Origin of the sequence: Bacillus sp. bc15 (genome assembly GCF_900142585.1) — a bacterium.
GTDB classification, from domain to species: Bacteria; Bacillota; Bacilli; order Bacillales; family Bacillaceae_G; genus Bacillus_A; species Bacillus_A cereus.
In genome coordinates this window covers 1,757,204-1,777,863 of the sequence record NZ_FRBJ01000001.1, presented here as the reverse complement: position 1 = coordinate 1,777,863, position 20,660 = coordinate 1,757,204, and the positions used below count along the sequence as shown (strand labels likewise).

Below are 20,660 nucleotides of genomic sequence, written 5' to 3'. Positions count from 1 at the left end.
TTTATACTTATTGATGCGTTAAATCCATTTGAGATGCTCCTTAATGGCGTTGGGCGTGACCTTAATTAAAATTTTTTAAACCTAATGGGACTTACCATTAAGAGGGCGAGGATTAAAGTAATCCATGCATTACTATATGAAAACAATGCCATACCAGCCAATGATAATCCTGCAGCTGGAATAGGTAATCCCTTAAAATATCCAATAGTTGGTTTAATACTAAATTTAGCTAATCTTAAAGCACCCATTGTTGGGAATAGGATAAATGCCAAAGAAGTTAAAATAGAAGGTGTTGCTATCGTATGAAATAAAAGCGCAGGAGCGACGCCGAAACTAACAATATCAGCTAAGGAATCCAATTCTACGCCAAACTCACTGTTCACTTTTAATTTTCTCGCAATTCTTCCATCAAGAAAATCTAAAACAGCTGAAAAGAAAATGAAAATGGAGGCTACTCCCAAATATTCATTCATATTCAAGGTGATTGAGAAAACGCCGCACAATAAATTTCCAATCGTAAATAAATTCGGTATGATTTTTACAAGCTGATTAAACAAGTTTGTTCCTCCTAAATTAATTAAACTTCACATTTCTGTAGCAATTTCTATATATTCTTCCGTTATTCTTAAAAATATATGACCATTGTATTACTGTAAGCTAATTAAATTTCGATAAGAGAAAAATTGATTTCTTAAACGTTCCGCTGGTTTATAAAAATGTTTAATCATTTTCAGTACGCGTTATTGAATATTAGCACTTGATAGTTGATATTTCGAGTAGTCAGGGATTTTCCGGTTCTGGTGCAAAAAATTCAAGGTAATTAAAAATAATCTCTAAAAAGGAGACATAATGATACTATTATTTTAAAAAGGTTCGTGGTTGGTATCGAATATAAAAAAATTGGAATTTTTATACAAAAGGCACCCGAAAGGGTGCCTTTTGTACCTCTTAAAATGACTGAAGATGCGTTTACTTGAGTTCATTAGATAGTTAGAGGTTGATAGACTATCTTTAACGAAAATGTTGCGTAGTTCATCTACATTATATATCGATTTAATAATGAACGGGGATTTAGAAAGTTCCAAGGAAAGTACATATCAACCTGATTGGAAGATTGGAAATTTAATAACTGGTGATACATTTTACTTAACGCAATATTTTGGTGCGCAAATGAAAATTTTTAAAGTCCACACAAATGGTACCCTAGAACGATTTCAAACAATAGAACCAGAATTAAAATAAAATTTTTGCAGGATCAATTAAATTCATTCCTTGTTATGCAAACACATTTTCAGCGGAAATAACTTCATCACTATTTTGCGCTAGACAGACTTTATAAAAAATGGTTACATTTCCTGATCTTGAAATAATCCTCTCAAATTGCAATTCTACTTTTTTTGCAAATTTTACTGCATCAACAATATTTGTAGAAGTAAATGCTACAAAAGTTTTTCAAATGAAATTTATAAAAGCTTGATAGGCAATACCAAGGGAAAAGACCGTAGCTACCATATGTGCAGTCCATTTAGGCATATTTAAATTTAATACGGTATTGTACAAGATTCCATATACGATACAAATGATTAATACAAATGCAATGAATTGAAGAGCTAACAAAAATAGTGGTTGATCCATTTATTCTCACTTCCTTTGTTTGATATATTAATATAATTTATTTGAAAGTAGAAGTTTTATTTCTATAAAGTTCCAAAAATTTGATGTGAAAGGGATATTAGTAATCACAAGAATTGATGCAACTATGATGTAACTAAAAATAGTATTACAAAATCAATAAAATAGTAAAGAAGGTCGCCATTCACGGCGACCTTCTTTACTATGCGTTATACCCAAATAATTTTAAATCTTCTCCAGACCCTGAAATGATTTTCTCAAAGCGTAATCCTACTTTTTCTAAAAGCTTTCCTGAGGCGATGTTATCTATAGAAGTAATTGCTACAATTCGTTTCATGCCGAGCTTTTGTACACCGTATTCGATTATTGCAGAAGCTGACTCGTAGCCATATCCTTTTGAACGGAATGTTTCTAAAAAGGCAAATCCGATATCAACGTCTTCTAATGAATCTCTTTTAATAAGGCCACACATACCAAGTGGAGTGAGATCTTCTTTTCGTTCTACTAAGTAAAGGCCAAATCCGAGTTTGTTATACATATCGATGGGACCGTTTACAATATAATTTTTTGCATCTTCTAAGTTTCTAACCCCTTTGTCACCGATAAACTGAATCCATGCAGGATCGTTTACTAACTCAAGAATAAAAGAAGCGTCTTTTATATCAAACCAACGAAGATTTAGACGTTCGGTTTCAAGAACTATCAATTATTACACCACCTTTAAAAAGTTATAACAATTAGTATGGATTGTGTAAAACAAAAGTGCAACATATTTTAATGGGGGTGTTTGTTCACATAAAGTTCGTTTGTTTTGTATAGAGAGATATCTTATAATTAGGATTGATTGTAAAGAGTGAGATGCTTATACAATGACTCCTAGGTGACTAGGAGTTTTTACTATATAACTATCATTATTACTAAATATGACACACTATACATTCTACTCAAGGAGGTACATAATGAAGAAATTATATAATGCATCGTTTACGTATTTGATTATCGGTTTATTATCAGGGATTTTCGCTAGGGAGTATGGTAAGTATAAAGGGATTTTAGGATCTACTTTGTTAAATCTTTTGCATACGCATACACTTGTACTTGGCTTTTTCTTCTTTTTAATTGCTTTAGGATTAGCAAAAGTATTCGCGTTTCATGAAGTGCAAGGGTTTAATAAGTGGTTTGTTTTACATAATATTGCATTAACATTAATGTTAGGTTCGCTAGCAGCGAGAGGGCTTCTTCAGTTAAATGGAGCTGACTTTAAAGGGTTAACTTATATTGTAGGATTTTCTCATTCGTTGATGGCAGTTACTTTAATTTGGTTTATGTTGTTAATAAAGAAATCGTTTAAAATGTAGTGAAAAAGAACTTGTAGCGTGTGCTGCAGGTTCTTTTTTGTATGTTCAGGTTTAATAATCTTATTTTTCTAATTATTTTGTATAAAGATGGTATACTTGTTTTAAAATTAAAAAGGAGAGTTGATTATGGAAATAACAATTGAACATGTAGTAAATGAATTAAGAGGCATACTTCCTGAAGATCGAGTAGTAATAAATATGACAGTACGAGAGTTACATAGTAAAGATGAATCTTACCACGTTAGTAGTTTACCTGATGTAGTTGTTTTTCCAAAAACGACCGAAGAAGTTAGCACGATAATGAAAATAGCGAGTCAGCACGGAACAGCTGTCGTTCCATTTGGAGTAGGATCCAGTTTAGAGGGACATGTAATTCCTTACGAAAAAGGAATTACAATGGACTTTTCTCTTATGAACAAAATACTAGAAATAAGAGAAAAGGATTTTCTTGTGAGGGTACAGCCAGGGGTGACGCGCTCTCAGCTTAATAAAGAATTGAAAAAGTATGGATTATTTTTTAGTGTAGACCCAGGAGCTGATGCAACGTTAGGAGGAATGGCTGCTACAAATGCGAGCGGAACGACAGCGGTAAAGTATGGTGTAATGCGTGATCAAGTTCGAGATTTAGAAGTCGTTCTTGCTGATGGAGGAGTAATACATACCGGGAATTTAGCGGCGAAGTCATCATCAGGTTATCATTTAAATGGTATTTTCGTAGGATCAGAAGGAACACTTGGATGTTTCACGGAGTTAACTTTAAAAGTATACGGTATACCAGAACATGTTATGGCTGCGAGGGCATCGTTTCCAACTATAAATGATGCAGTAGAAGCTGTAATTAACATATTACAAGCAGGTATTCCAATCGCGAGAATTGAACTCGTTGATGAATTATCTATGAAACAAGTAAATTATTATAATGAAACAAGTTACAGAGAAGAACCGACACTGTTTTTAGAGTTTCACGGCAATGAAGCAGGGTTAAAGCAAGATATTGAATTTACGAAAGAAATCGTTCTTGATCATAAATGTATAGAAATTACGTTTGAGACGGAAACAGCAGCGAGAAATAAACTGTGGGATGCAAGACATAACTTAGCGTACTCTTACGTGCATAGTTATCCTGGTAAAAAGCTAATGAGTACAGACGTATGTGTGCCAATTTCGGAATTAGCTGGAGCGATTCAACATGCGAAAGAGGTATTAGATAAAGTAGGACTTATTGGCGGTATTCTAGGTCATGTTGGAGATGGGAATTTCCATGTACTCTTAATGATTGACACAAATGATAAAGAGGAAGTAAAGAAGGCGGACGAAATAAACGAAAGTATCGTTCTGTATGCTCTTAAACGAGGAGGAACGTGTACAGGAGAACATGGCGTTGGAATCGGAAAACGAAAGTATCAAGAAGAAGAACATGGGGCGGCATTATTTGTAATGGAGAAAATAAAGAAAGCTCTTGATCCGCAAAATATTTTGAATCCGAATAAGGTGTTTCAATTAAAAGATAGGGGCTGAGTGGATGAAAGTACTAGAAGCGATAAGTAATATAGCTGGAAAGTATTTTGCATTTTGGGTTATTTGTATTGCAGCTGTTGCATATTTCATTCCCGCGCCATTTCTCGGGTTAACTAGTTACATAACGATTTTACTTGGGGTTGTCATGTTTGGGATGGGATTAACATTGAAGGCTGTTGATTTCAAAATCATAGCTACAAAACCATTACCAGTTATTATCGGTGTATGTGCTCAGTTTATTATTATGCCACTTGTCGCATACGTACTAGCCTACGTTATGAATCTGCCAGCGGAATTAGCAGCTGGGTTAGTGTTGCTCGGTTCAGTACCGGGTGGCACTGCATCAAATGTTATGGTTTATTTAGCAAAAGGGAACTTAGCGTTGTCTATTGCAATGACTTCAGTATCAACGTTACTAGCACCAATTGCTACACCGCTCATTCTACTATTACTTGCAGGGCAATGGATGCCAGTAAATGCTATGTCCATGTTTCTTTCTATCGTACAAGTCATTATTGTGCCTATTATTTTAGGACTAGTAGTGAAAAAGTTTTTCCCTCATATCGTTAATAAAGGAATGACTGTTATTCCTTTAATATCAGTTGTAGCAATTATCATAATTGTTTCTGCAGTTGTTTCAGCAAATGTAAGTAGCATTACTTCTTCAGGACTTCTTATCTTTATTGCGGTGATGCTCCATAATGCTTTCGGTTTTTTGCTCGGATATATAACTGCGTTCGTACTTGGACTAGACGAAGGGACAAGAAGGGCTATTTCAATAGAAGTAGGAATGCAAAATTCAGGTTTAGGTGTTGCGCTGGCGACAGCACATTTTGGACCGGTTGCTGCACTCCCGAGTGTATTAGCGGCAGTATGGCATAACATTGCAGGGCCAATATTAGCAACCATCTGGTCAAAAAATACAAAGAATACTTTCAGCGATGAAAATGTATCAATAAATATAGAAAAATAGGAATGATAAATAATGCAAAAACGTATTGTACATTTTGAAGGAATGGTTGTATTTTTAGCCATGATTTATATGTATTCGATATATGAGTTTAGTTGGATTATATTTTTTGTATTCCTTTTAGCGCCGGATCTATCAATGTTAGCATATGGGATTAATAATCACGTTGGTGCGAAAATATATAATGTATGTCACACATATATCATATCCATATTAATTGTTCTAATAGGTGTCTATTTTAAGATGGATATCGTTATAATGATTGGCTTAATATGGACAGCACATATTGGAATGGATCGAATGTTTGGATATGGATTGAAATATGAGACGGATTTTAAGGATACTCATATTCAGAGGTTATAAGAAAAAGTATTCATATTTACAGCGGGTCTATTAAAATATTGAACAAAATTCAGTGAATGAATTTCGTTCAATTGTTGAGAAATATATATATAGATAGATATAAATAATCGAATTATGTTATTTTTATGATAATTAAAAGAAGGAGAGTGGATTTGATGAATATACAAATCACTGGCAATGAATTAATTAATAAGATGCTGAATGATTGGTATCGAGATATTAGAGCTCAACGTATAAGTGAAGCAAAAAAATTAAAAGAAGAGATCGATAAAAAGCTTTATATTATCGAATCAGATATAAAGGTTTCATTTCACTATTATCTGTTAGAATTTCGATATAAAGTGCTAATAGATGGTTTAGGTAATTTGAAAAAAGCTTTTGATAAAATAGATGCATTGCCTAAACCAAATGATGAATATTCTAATTATTATTATTATTTATTCAAAGCCATTCATTATACAATTCTTACTAATTATAGTGAAGCTAGCAACTATTTTGAAAAAGCTGAAGGGTTATTAGAGCATATTTCAGATGAAATTGAATATGCAGAGTTTAATTATAGAGTTGCTATATTAAAATACCACTTGCATTACGCATATTCAGCTATTGAATACGCTTCAAAGGCAAGAGATATCTTTGTTAAACAAGCAGGGTATGAAGTGAACATAGCGCTGTGCGAAAATATATTAGGATTATCTTTTTCGGAATTAAAGCAGCATGATAAAGGTGAGGAATATATTGCGTCAGCAATAAACATTTTACAAAAAAATGATGCAGAAATGTTAGTATTAAGAATCAGACATAATTTAGGTTTATTGTATGCGAGTCAAAATCTTTCAGTTTTAGCAATTAGACACTTATCTGAGGTTTCTAAAAAAATGCCTACTCATTATAAGGCAATCTTTTTAGAGGCAAGAGAATATTATAAATTAGGTGAAATAGAAAAAGCGAAGGAATTAATTGAAAGTGGATTGAAGGTTTGTGAGGAATTAAAAAATGATGAATATAGATATCACTTTTTAATTCTAAAGGGATTTTGTCAGCATTTAGAGGTAGAAAAAATAGAAAAAATTATTCTTGAAGGTTTTTCTTACTTTGAAAGAAAAAATTTATCGGAGTATATTCACGAATATACTGAAAGTCTGGCATTAGAGTTTCATAAAGTAGGTAATATAGAAAAAGCAGAAAAGTATTTTTTTATGAGTTATGAAATAAAAAAGAGAATATTTGAAAAAGAAGCATTAAAATAAAGAAAAAACTTGGATTATCTATAATGGGAATAGCAGCTGGAGTTATGGGGTTTTATGGTAGAAGGTCTTTGCAATAAATTAGCTCACAGTGGATATGGTGGAACGTTTATAATTATAAAACCTAATGAAAATCCATATGCTGTCTCTGAAGATACAACGATGCCTGCAAAACAAACCTTCTATTGAACGTGGGTAATTAAACAAGTCACAAATTATAATTTGTGACTTGTTTAAGGTTGGATACTAAATGTGTTGCTTTCAATATTGAAAGCAACTTTTAAGTTTGTGATTAATAGTTAACTTAATAAATTTTGGGTTAAAATAAAAACAAATTTTTAATCAAGTCCCACAAAAAGTACGATAAGGGCGATTCGTCGGTGCAGGCGGAATGCAGTATTCTTCTTGATCTGTAGAATACGCATAAGGATTTGATAAAGCTTCAAGAAGTTTCTCCATTACGCTATAGTCGTCATTTGTAACAGCTGCTTCTAGTGCTTCTTCTACACGGTGGTTCCTCGGGATGATTGATGGGTTATTATTTTTCATCATCTCGTAGGCGTTTTCTTTCGATTCTTCTTGTTTTTCTAATCGAGATTGCCACAGTTTGTACCATTCTTTAAATTCAGGACTATCGAATAGAGGGATATTTTCTAACGTATCAAGAGTTAATGAACGGAATGTATTAGTGTAATCTGCTTTATATTTCTCCATCATTTTTAAAAGTTGCTCAATAAGTGATTGATCTTGTTCTTCGTTGCTAAATAGTCCTAATTTCTTTTTCATTCCAAGGAACCAATTGTTTTCATACTGTACGCTAAATTTCGAAATTTCGTCTTGAGCGATTTTTAGTGCTTCTTCTTCATCTTCGTGCAGAATCGGTATTAAAGATTCTGCTAGTCGTGCGAGATCCCATGCGGCCATATATGGTTGATTTCCATATGCATAACGACCTTGTGTGTCGATAGAGCTAAATACGGTTCCTTGGTCGTAATTGTCCATAAATGCACAAGGACCGTAATCAATTGTTTCGCCACTGATCGTTATATTGTCAGTGTTCATTACGCCGTGAATAAATCCAACAAGTTGCCATTTTGCGATAAGACTGGCTTGTCTTTTAATGACTTCTTGTAGTAATGCAGTATATCGGTTTTTATGAGATTCAATTTCTGGGTAATGCCTTTTTATCGTATAGTCAGCTAGTGATTTCAGGTCCTCTATTGAACCACGAGCTGCAGCATATTGAAATGTACCGACCCGTATATGACTACTAGCGACTCTAGTTAAAATTGCTCCAGGTAATTTTGTTTCACGATATGTAGGTTCACCAGTTGTGACAACAGCCAAACTACGAGTAGTCGGAATATCAAGTGCATACATTGCCTCACTAATAATATATTCACGTAGCATCGGACCGAGTGCAGCACGGCCATCTCCTCGACGTGAATAGGGAGTAGGGCCAGAACCTTTCAGTTGAATATCGAAACGCTCACCTGAAGGAGTAATTTGTTCGCCAATTAAAAGAGCACGACCGTCGCCTAACATATTAAAATGTCCGAATTGATGACCAGCATATGCTTGAGCTAATGGATGAGCTCCTTCTGGAAGTCCATTGCCAGCGAAAATGACAATTTCAGCTTCCTTTTTCAGTTCTTCAGGGGTTAAGCCAAGAGATATCGCTAATGAATGGTTTAGTTTAACTAACTCCGGTGAACTTACGGGAGTAGGGGGGATTTCTGTATAAAATGATTGTGGTAAAGTCATATAACTATTATCTAAATTCCAACCTGTTTCATTATTTTTAGTCATTGTATCTCCTCCTTTTTGTATTTTAAATTATGTATTTGTACGTATGTATTCTTTGTAAAGTTAACTAAAAGTATAATACAATATTTCCCCTTGCAATCTATTGTAAGGACTTCATTGTACTATGTCTATTTAACAGCAAATTTAAAACCTCCATTTTTAAAAATGGAGGTTTTATTATTATTTAATTTTTACAATTATTTTTCCTTTTGCTCTTCCAGACTCTGAATATTCCATTGCTTTTTGCGCATCTTCAAAAGGAAAAACTCGATCGATTACAGGTTTGATTTGTCCAGCTTCAATATAGTTTGCAATAGTACGTAATTGATCCCCACTTGGCTTCATAAATAAAAATGAATATTGAGCATTATGCTTTTTTTCAAGTGCAGTAAGTTTTTTGCTGGCTAATGAAAATAAGAGAGTTTTAAAGAATCCTGAACCAAATTCTTTACCGAAGCGAGCATTCGGCATGCCTGAAACGGAAACAATGTTTCCTCCCCTTTTTATAATATTGAATGATTTTTCAAGTGTTGCACCGCCGATTGTATCAAATACGGCATCATAATTTTTTAGTATATCTTCAAATTTCTCTGTTTTGTAATTAATAATTTCATCTGCGCCAAGAGACGTTACTAAATTCGCACCAGCTTCACTAGCAGTCGTTGTAACAATGGCACCCATTATTTTTGCTAGCTGAATAGCGAAAGTACCAACACCACCGGATCCGGCGTGAATTAAAATCTTTTGTCCTTTTTGTAATTGCATGATGTCATGTAATGCTTGATATGATGTTAAGCCAACGAGTGGAATCGAAGCAGCTTCCTCAAAACTTAAATTTTTCGGTTTTAAAGCTATATCATCTTCATGAATGGCTATATACTCCGCGAAAGTACCAATCTTATTTTTTCTTGGACGAGCATATATTTCATCACCAACTTTAAAACGAGTTACTTTTGATCCAACCTTCGTGATGACACCGGCAAAGTCGTTACCAAGGATTAGGGGCATTTCATATTTCAGTAACATTTTTACTTTTCCGTCGCGTATTTTAAAATCAATTGGGTTAATGCTAGCTGCATGAATTTCTGCGAGCACTTCATACTCATTTATTTCAGGAGTAGGTACCTCTGCCATACGCATTGGGACTTTTCCATATCTATCAATTATCATTGCTTTCATTTCTTATACCTCCAAGTTTTAATAAAAGTTTTGCAATAGCTTCTCAATATCTAATACAAGATTTTTTAATAAACCTAATTTTGTACGTATATCAATATAATAAAAATTCTTTGTACCTTCTTTTCTCATTAAAATAATGCCAGCTTCTCGTAAAATCTTAAGGTGATGTGATACTGCTGGACGGGAAAGGTGTGTTTGCTTCGTGATTTCTCCTACACGTAATCCTGTTTGACATTCCGTTTCCATTAGCACTAATAAAATAGCTTGACGCGTTTCATCACCAATTGCCAATAATACTTTTTGAGAATCAATAAAATCTTTTTTTATAATATTTAATTGTTCTTGTTTATTCATTTCAATCACTTTGCCTCCAGGTAATTAGTCGAAAGGTTTAAGATGATGAACCATTACTTCGATACGGTAATGCTACATGATTGTTGTATGAGGTGCAATATTGAGAAAGAAAATCGAGACGAATGAATTTTTTATTGTTGAAAATTATAGGGAGATAGAAAAGGGATTGGAAGGACTACATAACACAATAGATGAGGTTTTAAAAACAAAAAATGATGTAACAATAAAATAAGCGGTCGTAACCTTGTATAATCCATAAGGTTACAATCGCTTATAATGTTTGTATTATTTTTGATTTTTACGATAGAACATGGTTCAACGTAAAGTACGTTCTTTTGTTTTACACTTTCATACAGACACAATTCAGGTGGATTATAGATGTATGAAAAAGTAAAAGTAATTTGGGGCGTAATCTATCTATATGATAATTTAAAATGAAATATAAGTCTATATCTTTGTTGTTTTTTTGATTATATTTATGTCACTGAGCTCAGAACAATGATGTGGAGGGTAAATATATGAAATCGAATTATGTACCAGTTTTAATTGTTGGAGGGGGATTATCTGGGTTAGCGTCTGCGTTATTTCTTGCAAAACATAACATTGAGTACTTACTTATTGAAAGGCATCCGTCTACTGCCATTCATCCGAAAGCAGGCGGTCTTACTTTACGTACAATGGAGTTGTTTCGAGAATTAGGCTTGGAAAAAAGAATTAAATTGGCAGGTAAAGCATTAGAGAACTGCCGAGGAAGAATAGCGGTTCATACAATAGCTGAGGCGAATAAAGAAGAATTGGAACAAATGAGAGCGACGCAATACGGAAACGATGAAGAGTTACTTCAAAAAATAGAAAAGATTAGTCCATCAAAACAAACTGCGTGTTATCAAATTATTTTAGAAGAGATGATGTTACAAGAAGCGAAAATGCTAGGCGGGCAACTATCTTTTTATCATGAATTAGTTTCATTTGAACAAAATGAAAACGGGGTAAAAGCAAAGATTCGAAATCGTGAAACAGAAAAAGAAAGTGTCATACATTGTGACTATGTAATTGCAGCAGATGGAGCGAAAAGTAAAATACGTGAGCAGTTAGGGATTAAAACTGAGGGGCGTGGAACCATTGGTGGCTATTATATGAATATTTATTTTGAAGCAGACTTAAGTGAGTTTATACAAGGAGACGCATTCGGTTTTTCGATGGTAGTTCATCCGGAGGTTCTTGGTGCACTTATCCCGGTTGATAACGTAAAAAAATGGATTTATCATGTAGCCTACGATCCATTAAAAGGAGAGGGGCTAGAGGACTTCACTATAGAACGTTGTAAACAAATTATTCAAATAGCAATTGGAAGTACAAATGTTGAATCAGAAATATTAAGTGTTTTACCGTGGGAAGCGGCCGAAAGTACAGCGGTGAAATTTCAAGAAAATCGAACCTTTTTAGTTGGAGATTCAGCACATATTATGCCGCCAACAGGAGGACTTGGTTCAAATACAGGAATACAAGATGCACATAACTTAGCTTGGAAATTAGCGGCTGTTATAAAAGGGAAGGCAAAACCAAAACTGTTAGAAACATATCATGAAGAGAGACACTCTGTTGCAAAATTAACGACAGCTTATGCAAGTAGTTTACTGTTTCGTGCTGCGAATAGAGAGGAAGGCAGTTTGAATAATATGGATGGTTTAGCTGTTACAGTTGGATATCAGTATTGTTCAGAGGCGATTATAGATAATTCAGTCACTCCACATAGAATGGATAGCATAGAGTTGAACGGAAGACCTGGAACGCGAGCGCCACATTTATGGGGAACGTATGAAGGGAAGGAAGTTTCTATATTAGACTTATTCGGTAACAGTTTTGTATTACTTACAAGAGTAGAAAATAGTTCTTGGGCTGAAGCAGCACATACTGTTTCAGCCAAATTAGGAATAAATATAAAAGGGTATCGTGTTGGCTTAAGTGGAGACTTTATTGTTCAAGAAGATATTTTTAGCAAATTATATGGTATAGAGAATGGAGGTGCTGTATTAATTAGACCAGATGGCTTTATAGGATGGTGTTCGGAAAAAGCGGTAGTAAATCCAGATATAGTATTGGACGAGGTAATGGGAATTTTATTATGTGATTTTTAAGTGAAAATAGAAGTATTGTCTTATATGGGACAATACTTCTATTTTTTTTAGCTGACAAAATAAAAATTATGAAGTGAAAAGACATTATTATTATAAAAATATGTATTAATTCTCTTTCTTTTTTGTTGTTAGAATTTTTTTAGTTTTTAGTTTTAAACGTTGGTAATTACTAGATTGAATCATTTTTTTATTGTATTATATTTCCTAGAGATTACATATTACACTAGGGAGTGGGACTACTTGACTATTGAACCTCTTATTTTATCAAATAAAGAAGTATATGTATTAACTGGTATATTTGACCATGAAACGATGATTGGAATTGAGAACCCCTTTGAAAATTGATCAGATGAGGAAATAGACAAAGAATTGGATGTAATGTACGAGAATTGGACAAACGAAGAGCTACTCATAATAAAAGAAGATGAAACATTATGTGATAAACAACTTTTAGAATATTTTCGTATTTGTTTAACTACAGGGTTTGTTATTGAAGTACAGATAAGTAAAAACAGCGCTTTAGAAAAAAACATTTTCTATTTTAGTGAAAAAAAGTTATACAAAATGTAATAACAGATGCTAACGGTGAAATACAATGTACATTTAAAGAATGCGGGACACCAGAGGTAGCTTGGCAATTTATATATCAAGCATTACAGCCTAAAAATACTTTCTCTCATCCAAATTATACATTTAAAATCCCTTCTTCTGCATATAAGGAAAATATTTTAAATCAATCAAACAAGCAATTAGTAGATTACTTGAAACTTTACTTAGATGATGAAGCTTCCTTAGAGTTAGCAAACATTATACATAATCGTGAAGAGTTAAATACTGTTCAAGTTCATTATTATATAAAAGACTCATGGTCTACAGACTGTATTCATTTTTTATATAGTCAAAATCAATATTGGCTAATCCAAAAAGTTTTAGATAATGAGCAAACACAAACGAATTTTATTTGTCTTGACACCTTTACAATTGCTGAAGAGATAAAGAAAATGGTACTTTATCTTAAATCATTAGGCGGTGAAACAAGGTGAGTGGCGAAATTAAGGTTACTCCTGACCATTTAAGGAAATTGTCTTCTAATATAGAACAAACAGCTCATGAGCTGTTTGAAACATATCAACGTATCAATCAGCAGTTATTTGATATTCCATTCCAGGTATCTGGAAGAGATGCTGTGTTGAATCAATCCCAATACGCAGGCTCAGTGTTAGCTACTATAACGACAGTTTTAAAAGAACAAAGTGATGCATTAAGAAAAATTGCTGATCGTTTTGAGAAGGTTGATCAACAAGAAGTTTCATTTGGGGAAGAAGCAATTGATATTAATTGGTTTGCACCGATGGGTGGCGATATTGATGATTGGAAAGATAACCCTACGGGATCTTTATTTACTTTACTTGGTACTGTAACTGAAGGTGCAGCTGCTTACAAGTTGGCAGCTTTACATAATAAAGGTTTGCGTGTAACACCCTACAAAAATAACAAAGGAAAAGAAATGGTAAGATTTCAAAATCGTACCGTACTAAAGGATAAAAATGGACTTAATGTGATAAGGCGTACAAAATTACCTTTAGCTGAAGTAAAGCAAATAGACGATGTAAAAAGACATGTTTTATCACCAAAAGAAATTCTGAAAGATTCATTGAAATTAAAAACAAATGCTTTAGGCTATGCAGCTGTAGGATGGGATGTAATTAATGATACAAAGGAAAATATTGAAAATAAAGCGTCAAAAACTAAGATAGCTGGTGATATTATTGGTGATGCAGCAATTGGGGTTGGTACAACTGCTGTAAGTGCCTTTGCGGGAGCCAAGCTAGGTGCAGCTGTTGGAACTGTTTTTGGCGGTCCAATCGGAACTGTTGCTGGAGCTTGTATTGGCTTTGGTGTTTCTATAGGAGCTAGTATAATAACAGATGGAATTAAGTTTAACAAAGGTGATTGGAATCATGATGGTAAACAGGATTCAATAAAAGATAGAGTTAAATCTGGAATCGGAGCAACTTTAGATAAAATTTTTTAGTTTTTAGGAGAGTAATATGGAAAAATACCACGGAAAAAGCACAGAACAAATTATTCAGAAATTGATGCCTGGCAGTGTAAGATCGAGTGTCGTTATGGTATGGGTAGTTATTAATTTTATGATTTTAACCCCATTTTTATTTCCTCCAACCTTTACTATATACTTATACGTGATTTTACCTTTTATTTCCATTGCTAATATATGGGGAGTATGGGTATTTTTTTATAAACCAAATGAGCCAAGGTTGGTACACATTTTATATAATGGATTTATGGGGCTAACTTTTTCTTTTGGAAGCTTTATAGTGATTCAAAAGATTGCATATACTTTTATTAAAATTGAAACACCTCTATTTTTTATTGTTACTTTTCTGCTTTACATTCTTACAATCTATAAATTGATTTCTATTGGAGTGAAAAGTTTTTTAAGGAGATTAAACAATGAAGAAAATGACAATATAAAAATTTCTCCAATTGTTTATTTATCAGGATTGGGATATGTTATTGGACAAATATGTATAGGTACATTATCACAAAACGGTTTAGCGACGGTCTTAATTTTAGTCTTTTCTTTATTGGCTGTTGTGTCTAGTATATATGGTGTGTATATATGTATATATATTGATTTAAAGAGAGAGGAAATGGATGGGATGCATAATGGACAAATATAATGGCAACAACATAGTGGATTGTATACGAATATTAATACCATTTGATATAAGGAATGTTGTAGGGGCCTTTATGTGGGTTATCATGAATTTTATGCTACTTATCATTTTATTCATATTTCCACCGTTCAATATATACTCTTACGTAGCCTTACCATTTTATGTGATATGTAATCTATGGGGAATTTGGGTTTCTATTCATAAGCCTCGGCAGCCTCAATTGCAACATTTACTATATTCTGGATTTGTTGCTTTAAGTATTTCATTTTGTAGCTTCATAGCTGTACAAAAGTTAGCTTACGAATTCGTAGAAATAGAGTCACCTTTATTTTTTACTCTATCGCTTATTGCATATAGTTTAATTGTTTATAAATCTGAATTATTCTGGATTAAATATTTTACAGCCCGCTTAAGGGGGACAACTGATCAAGATGTGAAAATTCCTAAAATTGTATATTTTTCTGGTTTAGGTTATATGATTGGTCAAGTTATTATTGGGATTTTGAGCCAAAAAGCTATGGCGATTGTGCTAATCGTTATATTGTCATTTATTTCAGTTGTTTTCCTAGCGCTAAGTACACATTTGTATTTTTACTTTGATTTCAAAAAACAAGGTATTACTTCGCGACATTTAAAAAAATTACATTCTCAAAAGAAGCCTAGACTGTCAAGAAAGGAAAGGAGACAATCCACGGCTGCTTCGGGACATGTAAATATACCACATTCTCAAAAGAAACCTAAACTTACAAGAAAAGATATACGAAATTAAGAATTTGTAATTAAATAAAACCTAGGTTTACGTAAATATCACGTCAAATGATAATAGAATTTTATCTTGTATGAATGGAAATTAAAGAAGTTAGATAGGAATCAGGCTGTACAGAAAAATTCGATAGGTTCAAATACTAATTAGTATGAGATATATAACTTATACTGGTTAAAGCTTCGTCGTACTGAAAAAATAATATTCACAAATATTAATAGGTTTGGTATGATTAATTTCGACAAGTTAATCGAGGCCGGAGATATTTGAGATAAGCCATACATTTATTTAGGGATACAGAAGTGTCCTCTAAATAAATTATGGCTTTTTTTATTGATGAACTGTAATCAATAAGGAGTTACATGTGAATAGGAGGGATATGGAAAATAAATAGTATAGTAATAACATAGGGGAATTGTATTTGTAAGATTGGAATTTTCATATAAGCTTATAAAAATAATGAAAGTATATCTTCTATTTCGTGTAAATCTCATTAACTTGTTGAAATTTGCAACGTAGGAAGGGTTAGAAGGATGAGAAAAATTATTAGCGTTTTAGTTATTTTCTTTATGACGGGAAGTATCTTTGCTGGGGGAGCTGTTCATGCGAAAGCAGAAGGGAAGCATGAATGGAATACGAATAAGTTTTTAAATATTGCACATCGCGGAGCAAGTGGACATGCACCTGAGCACACTTTTGCTTCTTATGATTTAGTGAAAAAAATGAAAGCGGATTATTTAGAGTTAGATATTCAATTAACAAAGGATGGCCAATTAATTGCAATGCATGATACAGCGGTTGATCGCACTACAAATGGAACAGGCGAAGTACGTGATAAAACGTTAAGCGAAATAAAGAGTTTAGATGCAGGATCATGGTTTAATAAAGCGTATCCAGAAAAGGCTAAGCAAGAGTATGTTGGGCAAAAAGTTCCAACTCTTGAAGAAATTTTTCGAAAGTATGGAAGAAGTATGAAGTATTATATTGAAACAAAATCACCAGATGTGTATCCAGAAATGGAAGAGAAATTGTTGGCGTTGTTACAAAAATATAATTTAGTAGGTCAAAACATGTCTTCTAGCCGTGTTATGATTCAATCATTTAGTAAAGATAGTTTGAAAAAGATTCATAGTATGAATGAAAATATTCCGTTAGTTCAATTGCTTTGGTATTATCCAAATGAAAACAATGAAATTGTCGAATGGTCTGGCATTACACATGAACCGAAAAGTGTAACGAATGATGATTTTCAAGAAATTAAAAAGTATGCAGCTGGTATTGGACCAAACTTACGTAATGATAACGGAGAACTAATTATTGATGAGTCATATATGAAAATGGCTAGGAAAAATGGACTGTTAATTCACCCTTATACAATTAACGAGAAACCAGATATGAGATTGTTAATCAAATGGGGTGCTACAGGAATGTTTACAAATTATCCGGATCGATTACATAGTGTATTGAAGGAAAAATAAGTGGAAAAGGGTATACCAGTGTTTTAGGTATACCCCTTTTAATTTAATTCCCCGATAAACAGAATCTCTTTTTCATAGCATTCATCTTCATCATAAATAATTTCTTGAAAGCGAAGTGTTTGGAAGGAATGATAAACTGAAATTTCCCATGTCTCCCCAAAATCAATTTCATTTGAAAGAAGGATCCATTTTTGAAATTCACTATTTCTATTAAAGAAATTATGAAAATAGTCCTTGTTTTTAAATATAATGATTTGCGAATCCCATAAATTATTTATAGAAATCAAAACAACAACTCGATATGTATGTGTATCGCTCGGTTTCATAGTTATTAAATGATTTGCTTGATTTAATAAGGTTTGAATACACAATCGTTTTACTTTTCTAGGTGTTTTACAAGAGGCAATAAAAGCTTGCGAAATTGGCAATAGCATATTCCAATATTCATCGTTATAGAAAGTAGAAGGGAATGTTTTTGTATGTTCCTCAATTCGCTTTATCATAGTGTTTGTTTTTCGTTTCATACCACGTATTTTCTTTTCACGCATTGAGAGTCATCTCCATAAATTTTTGTAATGCAGCAGAGTGATATATATCTTTTCTAGTAATAAAAGTAGTAGGAACTTTTTTGAAGCTATTTGGCAAAGGATTGAATGATATGTCATGTTTATGACCATTTAAAATAGACTTCATCATAATTGCTACGCCCATACCTGATTTTACACATGCGAGTATCGCTTCAATTGTTCCAAACTCTAATACTCGTTTAGGTGAAATCCCTTCTTCTTGAAGCCAATCTTCTAATAAATTTCTATAATAGCACCCGTGACTAAATGCAAGTAAATTCATGTCTCCTATGTCTTTAAAGGAAGATAAAGGCTTTTTGCTAATGAGAACTAATTCTTCTTCATGAAATATATTTGTATGAAGTTCAGCATGCTGAGTGGTTCCAGCGATAAACGCCCCGTCTAGTTTTCGTTCTAATACAAGTCTAATCAATTGTTCCGTCGTATTTGATTCTAAAATCAATTCGACTTTTGGGTATTCCTCATAATAGGCCGTTAATATAGATGGAAGTCTTACAGCGGTTGTAGATTCTGTACATCCAATTTTTAAAGTGCCCCTTGGTTCGATCCCATTACTTTGAACTGCTTTAATAGATTGATCCATTAAGTGGATAATTTGTTTAGCGTATGTTAATAAAATCTCACCGTTAGAAGTTAAAGTTACACCTTTTCCGTTTCGGTAAAATAAAGGTACACCTAGTTCGTTTTCTAGTTGTTTCATACGCATTGTTACGCCAGACTGTACATAGTTTAAATTTTTAGCTGCGTGAGATATGTTTTTTTCTTTCGCAACTTCGTAAAATACAGTTAAATCTTTTATATCCAAGTATCATCCCTCCATAAAAGGTATCATTTTTTTTGATGGATTATATGATAAATCTTTATTTTATATGATATCAGAACTTTCATACAATGGAAGGGGATGGAGGGATTATTGTGTTAATGGAAGAAAGGATGAATGGTACTTATAAGTGGGTTATGTTAATTTTTGCGACAGTTGCTCAAACAACAGCGACACTTATAACGTATGGTGTTGGAGCATTTGCTTTATTTTGGAAAGAAGAATATGCACTTACGAATACGGAGAGTGGATTGTTAGTAAGTGTTGTAAATATAGGACCGCTATTTTGTATGCTTTTTGTTGGGCGGCTACTTGATCAATACAATGAAAAGTTGTTAATTTCGATAAGTTTATTTTTACTAGGGGGTTCGTTTTTACTGACTAATATGGTCAATGGATTTAATGGGTTACTCTTTGTACTTTTATTAGTAGGAACGTTTTATAGTGTTTTGCAGCCAGGAGGAAGTAAGGTGATAATGAAGTGGTTCTCAAAAGAAAATCGCGGGTTAGCGATGGGGATTAGACAAGCCGGTATACCGATTGGTGGTACATTAGCGGGAGTATTGATCCCGTTTCTTACAATAAAATATAATATGGCCTATGCGGTAAATAGCATTGCATGCATTTGTATAATTGGAGGGTTTTTATTTTTTATATTTTATAAGGAACCATATATTCAAGAGAAAGTTAAACAAGAACGTAGTAAACTTTCTTTTTGGATGCAGTTAAAAGAAGTGATGTGTAAAAAAGAGTTGTATGCAATTTATATAACTGGCATTTGTATGATTTCATTGCAAATGGTGTTAGTTGCACACTTTATAAAATTTTTAGTATTGGAACAATCAATCACGCCAATTTTAGCTGGAAAAGTATTTTCCGTTATGTTCTTTTCTGGAATGGTTGGTAGGGTTATATTAGCAGCTACTAGTGATTTATTTTATAAGGGGAATAGGCGTACCCCCTTATTTATAACTGTTTGTATTTCTATTTTCTTCATTCTAATATTAGTAATGAGCATACATACAATAACGAATGTATTGTATGGCGTAAGTGCATTGTTAGGGTTCTTTTCAATTGGATGGTTTAGTCTTTTTATAACTGAAGTTGCGGAATCAGCAAGTGAAGAATCGGTAGGGATGACAGTGAGTTTTGCACTTACATTAAATCAAATTGCTATTATTGTTGCGCCTGCTTTATTTGGTTATATTGTAGATAAGAAGGGATATACGTACGCGTGGTTATGCATAGTTGTATTACTAACTATTTCAGCGGTTAGCTTATATAGGAAGTATAGAAAATGAAGGAATGTTAGCAATGTAAATTTTTTATGAAGAAAGTCTAAAGAAATGTTGAATGAGCGACATTTCTTTTTTATTTGTTGTATAATCAAAATGTAAATGAGATTCGTTTTCAATTTCGTTCATTACCTCTTTTGAAATTACCTGTAATTTTAGCCATAATTAGCTGTTTTTCTTTATCGTTATTTGCATGATTTATTTTATTTAAAAATTTTTCAGCATCATTTCCTTTTAATACCATAATCTGTTTTCTGTAATATTCAATTAATACCATGTTGTTTTTTATTATCCGATAATGAAACATTTTATCATCTAAACGATTGCGTTTATCGGTATTTTTCATATTACATCTCCATTCTTTTTAGTATGTAACAAATGTTACAAAAGAATTTGAAATTATAGTTTAATGCATCCGATTGTATGTTGGAAATTTTGCAAGAAAGAAAT

Annotated in this window: 22 protein-coding genes and 1 pseudogene; 14 read left to right on the top strand and 9 right to left on the bottom strand. The window is 33.0% G+C overall.

Features of this window, described 5'->3' with window-relative positions; all coding sequences use genetic code 11:
* Positions 1 to 65 precede the first annotated feature (65 nt).
* Complete coding sequence (gene pssA, locus BUA87_RS09065) at positions 66 to 557, bottom strand: CDP-diacylglycerol--serine O-phosphatidyltransferase (RefSeq protein ID WP_071714627.1); 492 nt, start codon at positions 555 to 557, stop codon at positions 66 to 68.
* A gap of 502 nt (positions 558 to 1,059) precedes the next feature.
* Between pssA and BUA87_RS32120 the strand changes: the two genes are divergently transcribed.
* Positions 1,060 to 1,242: a DUF5065 family protein gene (locus BUA87_RS32120; RefSeq protein WP_043352867.1), complete on the top strand. Its 183-nt coding sequence runs from the start codon at positions 1,060 to 1,062 to the stop codon at positions 1,240 to 1,242.
* A 210-nt stretch (positions 1,243 to 1,452) separates the two neighbouring features.
* Here the strand turns inward: BUA87_RS32120 and BUA87_RS09055 are convergent, their stop codons facing one another.
* Both BUA87_RS09055 and BUA87_RS09050 read right to left on the bottom strand, forming a co-directional pair.
* Positions 1,453 to 1,635 carry a hypothetical protein gene (locus BUA87_RS09055; protein WP_071714626.1) on the bottom strand — a complete coding sequence of 61 codons (183 nt, stop codon included), beginning with the start codon at positions 1,633 to 1,635 and terminating at the stop codon, positions 1,453 to 1,455.
* A 199-nt stretch (positions 1,636 to 1,834) separates the two neighbouring features.
* Positions 1,835 to 2,338, bottom strand: coding sequence for a GNAT family N-acetyltransferase (locus tag BUA87_RS09050; RefSeq protein WP_016512486.1), 504 nt, complete (start codon positions 2,336 to 2,338; stop codon positions 1,835 to 1,837).
* 253 nt (positions 2,339 to 2,591) lie between these two features.
* On the opposite strand from BUA87_RS09050, the gene BUA87_RS09045 reads away from it, so the two are divergent.
* The 6 genes from BUA87_RS09045 to BUA87_RS31745 all read left to right on the top strand — a co-directional run bounded on the left by BUA87_RS09045 (position 2,592) and on the right by BUA87_RS31745 (position 7,277).
* Complete coding sequence (locus tag BUA87_RS09045; RefSeq protein WP_000737896.1) at positions 2,592 to 2,990, top strand: DUF2871 family protein; 399 nt, start codon at positions 2,592 to 2,594, stop codon at positions 2,988 to 2,990.
* A 126-nt stretch (positions 2,991 to 3,116) separates the two neighbouring features.
* Positions 3,117 to 4,508, top strand: a complete 1,392-nt coding sequence (locus BUA87_RS09040; RefSeq protein ID WP_016512488.1) for an FAD-binding oxidoreductase — start codon at positions 3,117 to 3,119, stop codon at positions 4,506 to 4,508.
* Positions 4,509 to 4,512: 4 nt separating this feature from the next.
* Positions 4,513 to 5,481: a bile acid:sodium symporter family protein gene (locus BUA87_RS09035; RefSeq protein ID WP_072939282.1), complete on the top strand. Its 969-nt coding sequence runs from the start codon at positions 4,513 to 4,515 to the stop codon at positions 5,479 to 5,481.
* Positions 5,482 to 5,493: 12 nt separating this feature from the next.
* Positions 5,494 to 5,841 (top strand): DUF4260 domain-containing protein, encoded by a 348-nt coding sequence (locus tag BUA87_RS09030; RefSeq protein ID WP_072939279.1) that lies wholly within the window; start codon positions 5,494 to 5,496, stop codon positions 5,839 to 5,841.
* Between the two features lie 155 nt (positions 5,842 to 5,996).
* On the top strand, positions 5,997 to 7,091 hold the full coding sequence (locus BUA87_RS09025) for a response regulator aspartate phosphatase (protein ID WP_001025499.1): 1,095 nt from the start codon (positions 5,997 to 5,999) through the stop codon (positions 7,089 to 7,091).
* Positions 7,092 to 7,145: 54 nt separating this feature from the next.
* Positions 7,146 to 7,277, top strand: a complete 132-nt coding sequence (locus tag BUA87_RS31745) for a hypothetical protein (RefSeq protein ID WP_000229164.1) — start codon at positions 7,146 to 7,148, stop codon at positions 7,275 to 7,277.
* A gap of 153 nt (positions 7,278 to 7,430) precedes the next feature.
* On the opposite strand, the gene BUA87_RS09020 is transcribed toward BUA87_RS31745, so the two are convergent.
* The 3 genes from BUA87_RS09020 to BUA87_RS09010 form a co-directional block, all read right to left on the bottom strand.
* Positions 7,431 to 8,897 (bottom strand): protein adenylyltransferase SelO, encoded by a 1,467-nt coding sequence (locus tag BUA87_RS09020; RefSeq protein WP_072939275.1) that lies wholly within the window; start codon positions 8,895 to 8,897, stop codon positions 7,431 to 7,433.
* A gap of 177 nt (positions 8,898 to 9,074) precedes the next feature.
* Entirely contained in the window at positions 9,075 to 10,073 is a 999-nt protein-coding gene (locus BUA87_RS09015) for an NADP-dependent oxidoreductase (protein WP_000646439.1), read from the bottom strand.
* 18 nt (positions 10,074 to 10,091) lie between these two features.
* A complete protein-coding gene (locus BUA87_RS09010) occupies positions 10,092 to 10,436 on the bottom strand; it encodes an ArsR/SmtB family transcription factor (protein WP_000571870.1) in 345 nt (114 codons plus the stop codon).
* Positions 10,437 to 10,945: 509 nt separating this feature from the next.
* Between BUA87_RS09010 and BUA87_RS09005 the strand changes: the two genes are divergently transcribed.
* From BUA87_RS09005 to BUA87_RS08980, 6 genes and pseudogenes are all read left to right on the top strand, one after another.
* Positions 10,946 to 12,565 carry an FAD-dependent oxidoreductase gene (locus BUA87_RS09005; protein WP_072939272.1) on the top strand — a complete coding sequence of 540 codons (1,620 nt, stop codon included), beginning with the start codon at positions 10,946 to 10,948 and terminating at the stop codon, positions 12,563 to 12,565.
* A 357-nt stretch (positions 12,566 to 12,922) separates the two neighbouring features.
* Positions 12,923 to 13,608: pseudogene (locus BUA87_RS31740) on the top strand (hypothetical protein).
* Positions 13,605 to 14,600, top strand: a complete 996-nt coding sequence (locus BUA87_RS08995; protein WP_023522642.1) for a WXG100 family type VII secretion target — start codon at positions 13,605 to 13,607, stop codon at positions 14,598 to 14,600. The pseudogene BUA87_RS31740 and the gene BUA87_RS08995 overlap by 4 nt, the downstream one beginning before the upstream one ends.
* Positions 14,601 to 14,616: 16 nt before the next feature.
* A complete protein-coding gene (locus tag BUA87_RS08990) occupies positions 14,617 to 15,270 on the top strand; it encodes a hypothetical protein (protein WP_072939269.1) in 654 nt (217 codons plus the stop codon).
* Positions 15,245 to 16,036: a hypothetical protein gene (locus BUA87_RS08985; protein ID WP_016512497.1), complete on the top strand. Its 792-nt coding sequence runs from the start codon at positions 15,245 to 15,247 to the stop codon at positions 16,034 to 16,036. Before BUA87_RS08990 ends, BUA87_RS08985 begins: the two co-directional genes overlap by 26 nt.
* Positions 16,037 to 16,563: 527 nt before the next feature.
* A complete protein-coding gene (locus BUA87_RS08980; RefSeq protein WP_072939267.1) occupies positions 16,564 to 17,508 on the top strand; it encodes a glycerophosphodiester phosphodiesterase in 945 nt (314 codons plus the stop codon).
* 38 nt (positions 17,509 to 17,546) lie between these two features.
* Here the strand turns inward: BUA87_RS08980 and BUA87_RS08975 are convergent, their stop codons facing one another.
* The gene (locus BUA87_RS08975; protein ID WP_072939264.1) at positions 17,547 to 18,056 is read right to left on the bottom strand and encodes a DUF3916 domain-containing protein; all 510 of its coding nucleotides are present in this window, start codon (positions 18,054 to 18,056) and stop codon (positions 17,547 to 17,549) included.
* Positions 18,049 to 18,900, bottom strand: coding sequence for a LysR family transcriptional regulator (locus tag BUA87_RS08970; RefSeq protein ID WP_016512498.1), 852 nt, complete (start codon positions 18,898 to 18,900; stop codon positions 18,049 to 18,051). Before BUA87_RS08970 ends, BUA87_RS08975 begins: the two co-directional genes overlap by 8 nt.
* 86 nt (positions 18,901 to 18,986) lie before the next feature.
* On the opposite strand from BUA87_RS08970, the gene BUA87_RS08965 reads away from it, so the two are divergent.
* Positions 18,987 to 20,216, top strand: coding sequence for an MFS transporter (locus BUA87_RS08965; protein ID WP_072939261.1), 1,230 nt, complete (start codon positions 18,987 to 18,989; stop codon positions 20,214 to 20,216).
* A 109-nt stretch (positions 20,217 to 20,325) separates the two neighbouring features.
* On the opposite strand, the gene BUA87_RS08960 is transcribed toward BUA87_RS08965, so the two are convergent.
* Positions 20,326 to 20,556, bottom strand: coding sequence for a hypothetical protein (locus BUA87_RS08960; protein ID WP_000798787.1), 231 nt, complete (start codon positions 20,554 to 20,556; stop codon positions 20,326 to 20,328).
* Positions 20,557 to 20,660: the final 104 nt, after the last annotated feature.

What these genes read in the sequence shown, in the direction of transcription:
- BUA87_RS32120 (WP_043352867.1), top strand. Translation starts at nt 1,060, where the DNA reads ATGAACGGGGATTTAGAAAGTTCCAAGGAAAGTACATATCAACCTGAT.
- BUA87_RS09055 (WP_071714626.1), bottom strand. Translation starts at nt 1,635, where the DNA reads ATGGATCAACCACTATTTTTGTTAGCTCTTCAATTCATTGCATTTGTA.
- BUA87_RS09045 (WP_000737896.1), top strand. Translation starts at nt 2,592, where the DNA reads ATGAAGAAATTATATAATGCATCGTTTACGTATTTGATTATCGGTTTA.
- BUA87_RS09040 (WP_016512488.1), top strand. Translation starts at nt 3,117, where the DNA reads ATGGAAATAACAATTGAACATGTAGTAAATGAATTAAGAGGCATACTT.
- BUA87_RS09035 (WP_072939282.1), top strand. Translation starts at nt 4,513, where the DNA reads ATGAAAGTACTAGAAGCGATAAGTAATATAGCTGGAAAGTATTTTGCA.
- BUA87_RS09030 (WP_072939279.1), top strand. Translation starts at nt 5,494, where the DNA reads ATGCAAAAACGTATTGTACATTTTGAAGGAATGGTTGTATTTTTAGCC.
- BUA87_RS09025 (WP_001025499.1), top strand. Translation starts at nt 5,997, where the DNA reads ATGAATATACAAATCACTGGCAATGAATTAATTAATAAGATGCTGAAT.
- BUA87_RS31745 (WP_000229164.1), top strand. Translation starts at nt 7,146, where the DNA reads ATGGTAGAAGGTCTTTGCAATAAATTAGCTCACAGTGGATATGGTGGA.
- BUA87_RS09020 (WP_072939275.1), bottom strand. Translation starts at nt 8,897, where the DNA reads ATGACTAAAAATAATGAAACAGGTTGGAATTTAGATAATAGTTATATG.
- BUA87_RS09015 (WP_000646439.1), bottom strand. Translation starts at nt 10,073, where the DNA reads ATGAAAGCAATGATAATTGATAGATATGGAAAAGTCCCAATGCGTATG.
- BUA87_RS09005 (WP_072939272.1), top strand. Translation starts at nt 10,946, where the DNA reads ATGAAATCGAATTATGTACCAGTTTTAATTGTTGGAGGGGGATTATCT.
- BUA87_RS08990 (WP_072939269.1), top strand. Translation starts at nt 14,617, where the DNA reads ATGGAAAAATACCACGGAAAAAGCACAGAACAAATTATTCAGAAATTG.
- BUA87_RS08985 (WP_016512497.1), top strand. Translation starts at nt 15,245, where the DNA reads ATGGGATGCATAATGGACAAATATAATGGCAACAACATAGTGGATTGT.
- BUA87_RS08980 (WP_072939267.1), top strand. Translation starts at nt 16,564, where the DNA reads ATGAGAAAAATTATTAGCGTTTTAGTTATTTTCTTTATGACGGGAAGT.
- BUA87_RS08975 (WP_072939264.1), bottom strand. Translation starts at nt 18,056, where the DNA reads ATGCGTGAAAAGAAAATACGTGGTATGAAACGAAAAACAAACACTATG.
- BUA87_RS08965 (WP_072939261.1), top strand. Translation starts at nt 18,987, where the DNA reads ATGGAAGGGGATGGAGGGATTATTGTGTTAATGGAAGAAAGGATGAAT.
- BUA87_RS08960 (WP_000798787.1), bottom strand. Translation starts at nt 20,556, where the DNA reads ATGAAAAATACCGATAAACGCAATCGTTTAGATGATAAAATGTTTCAT.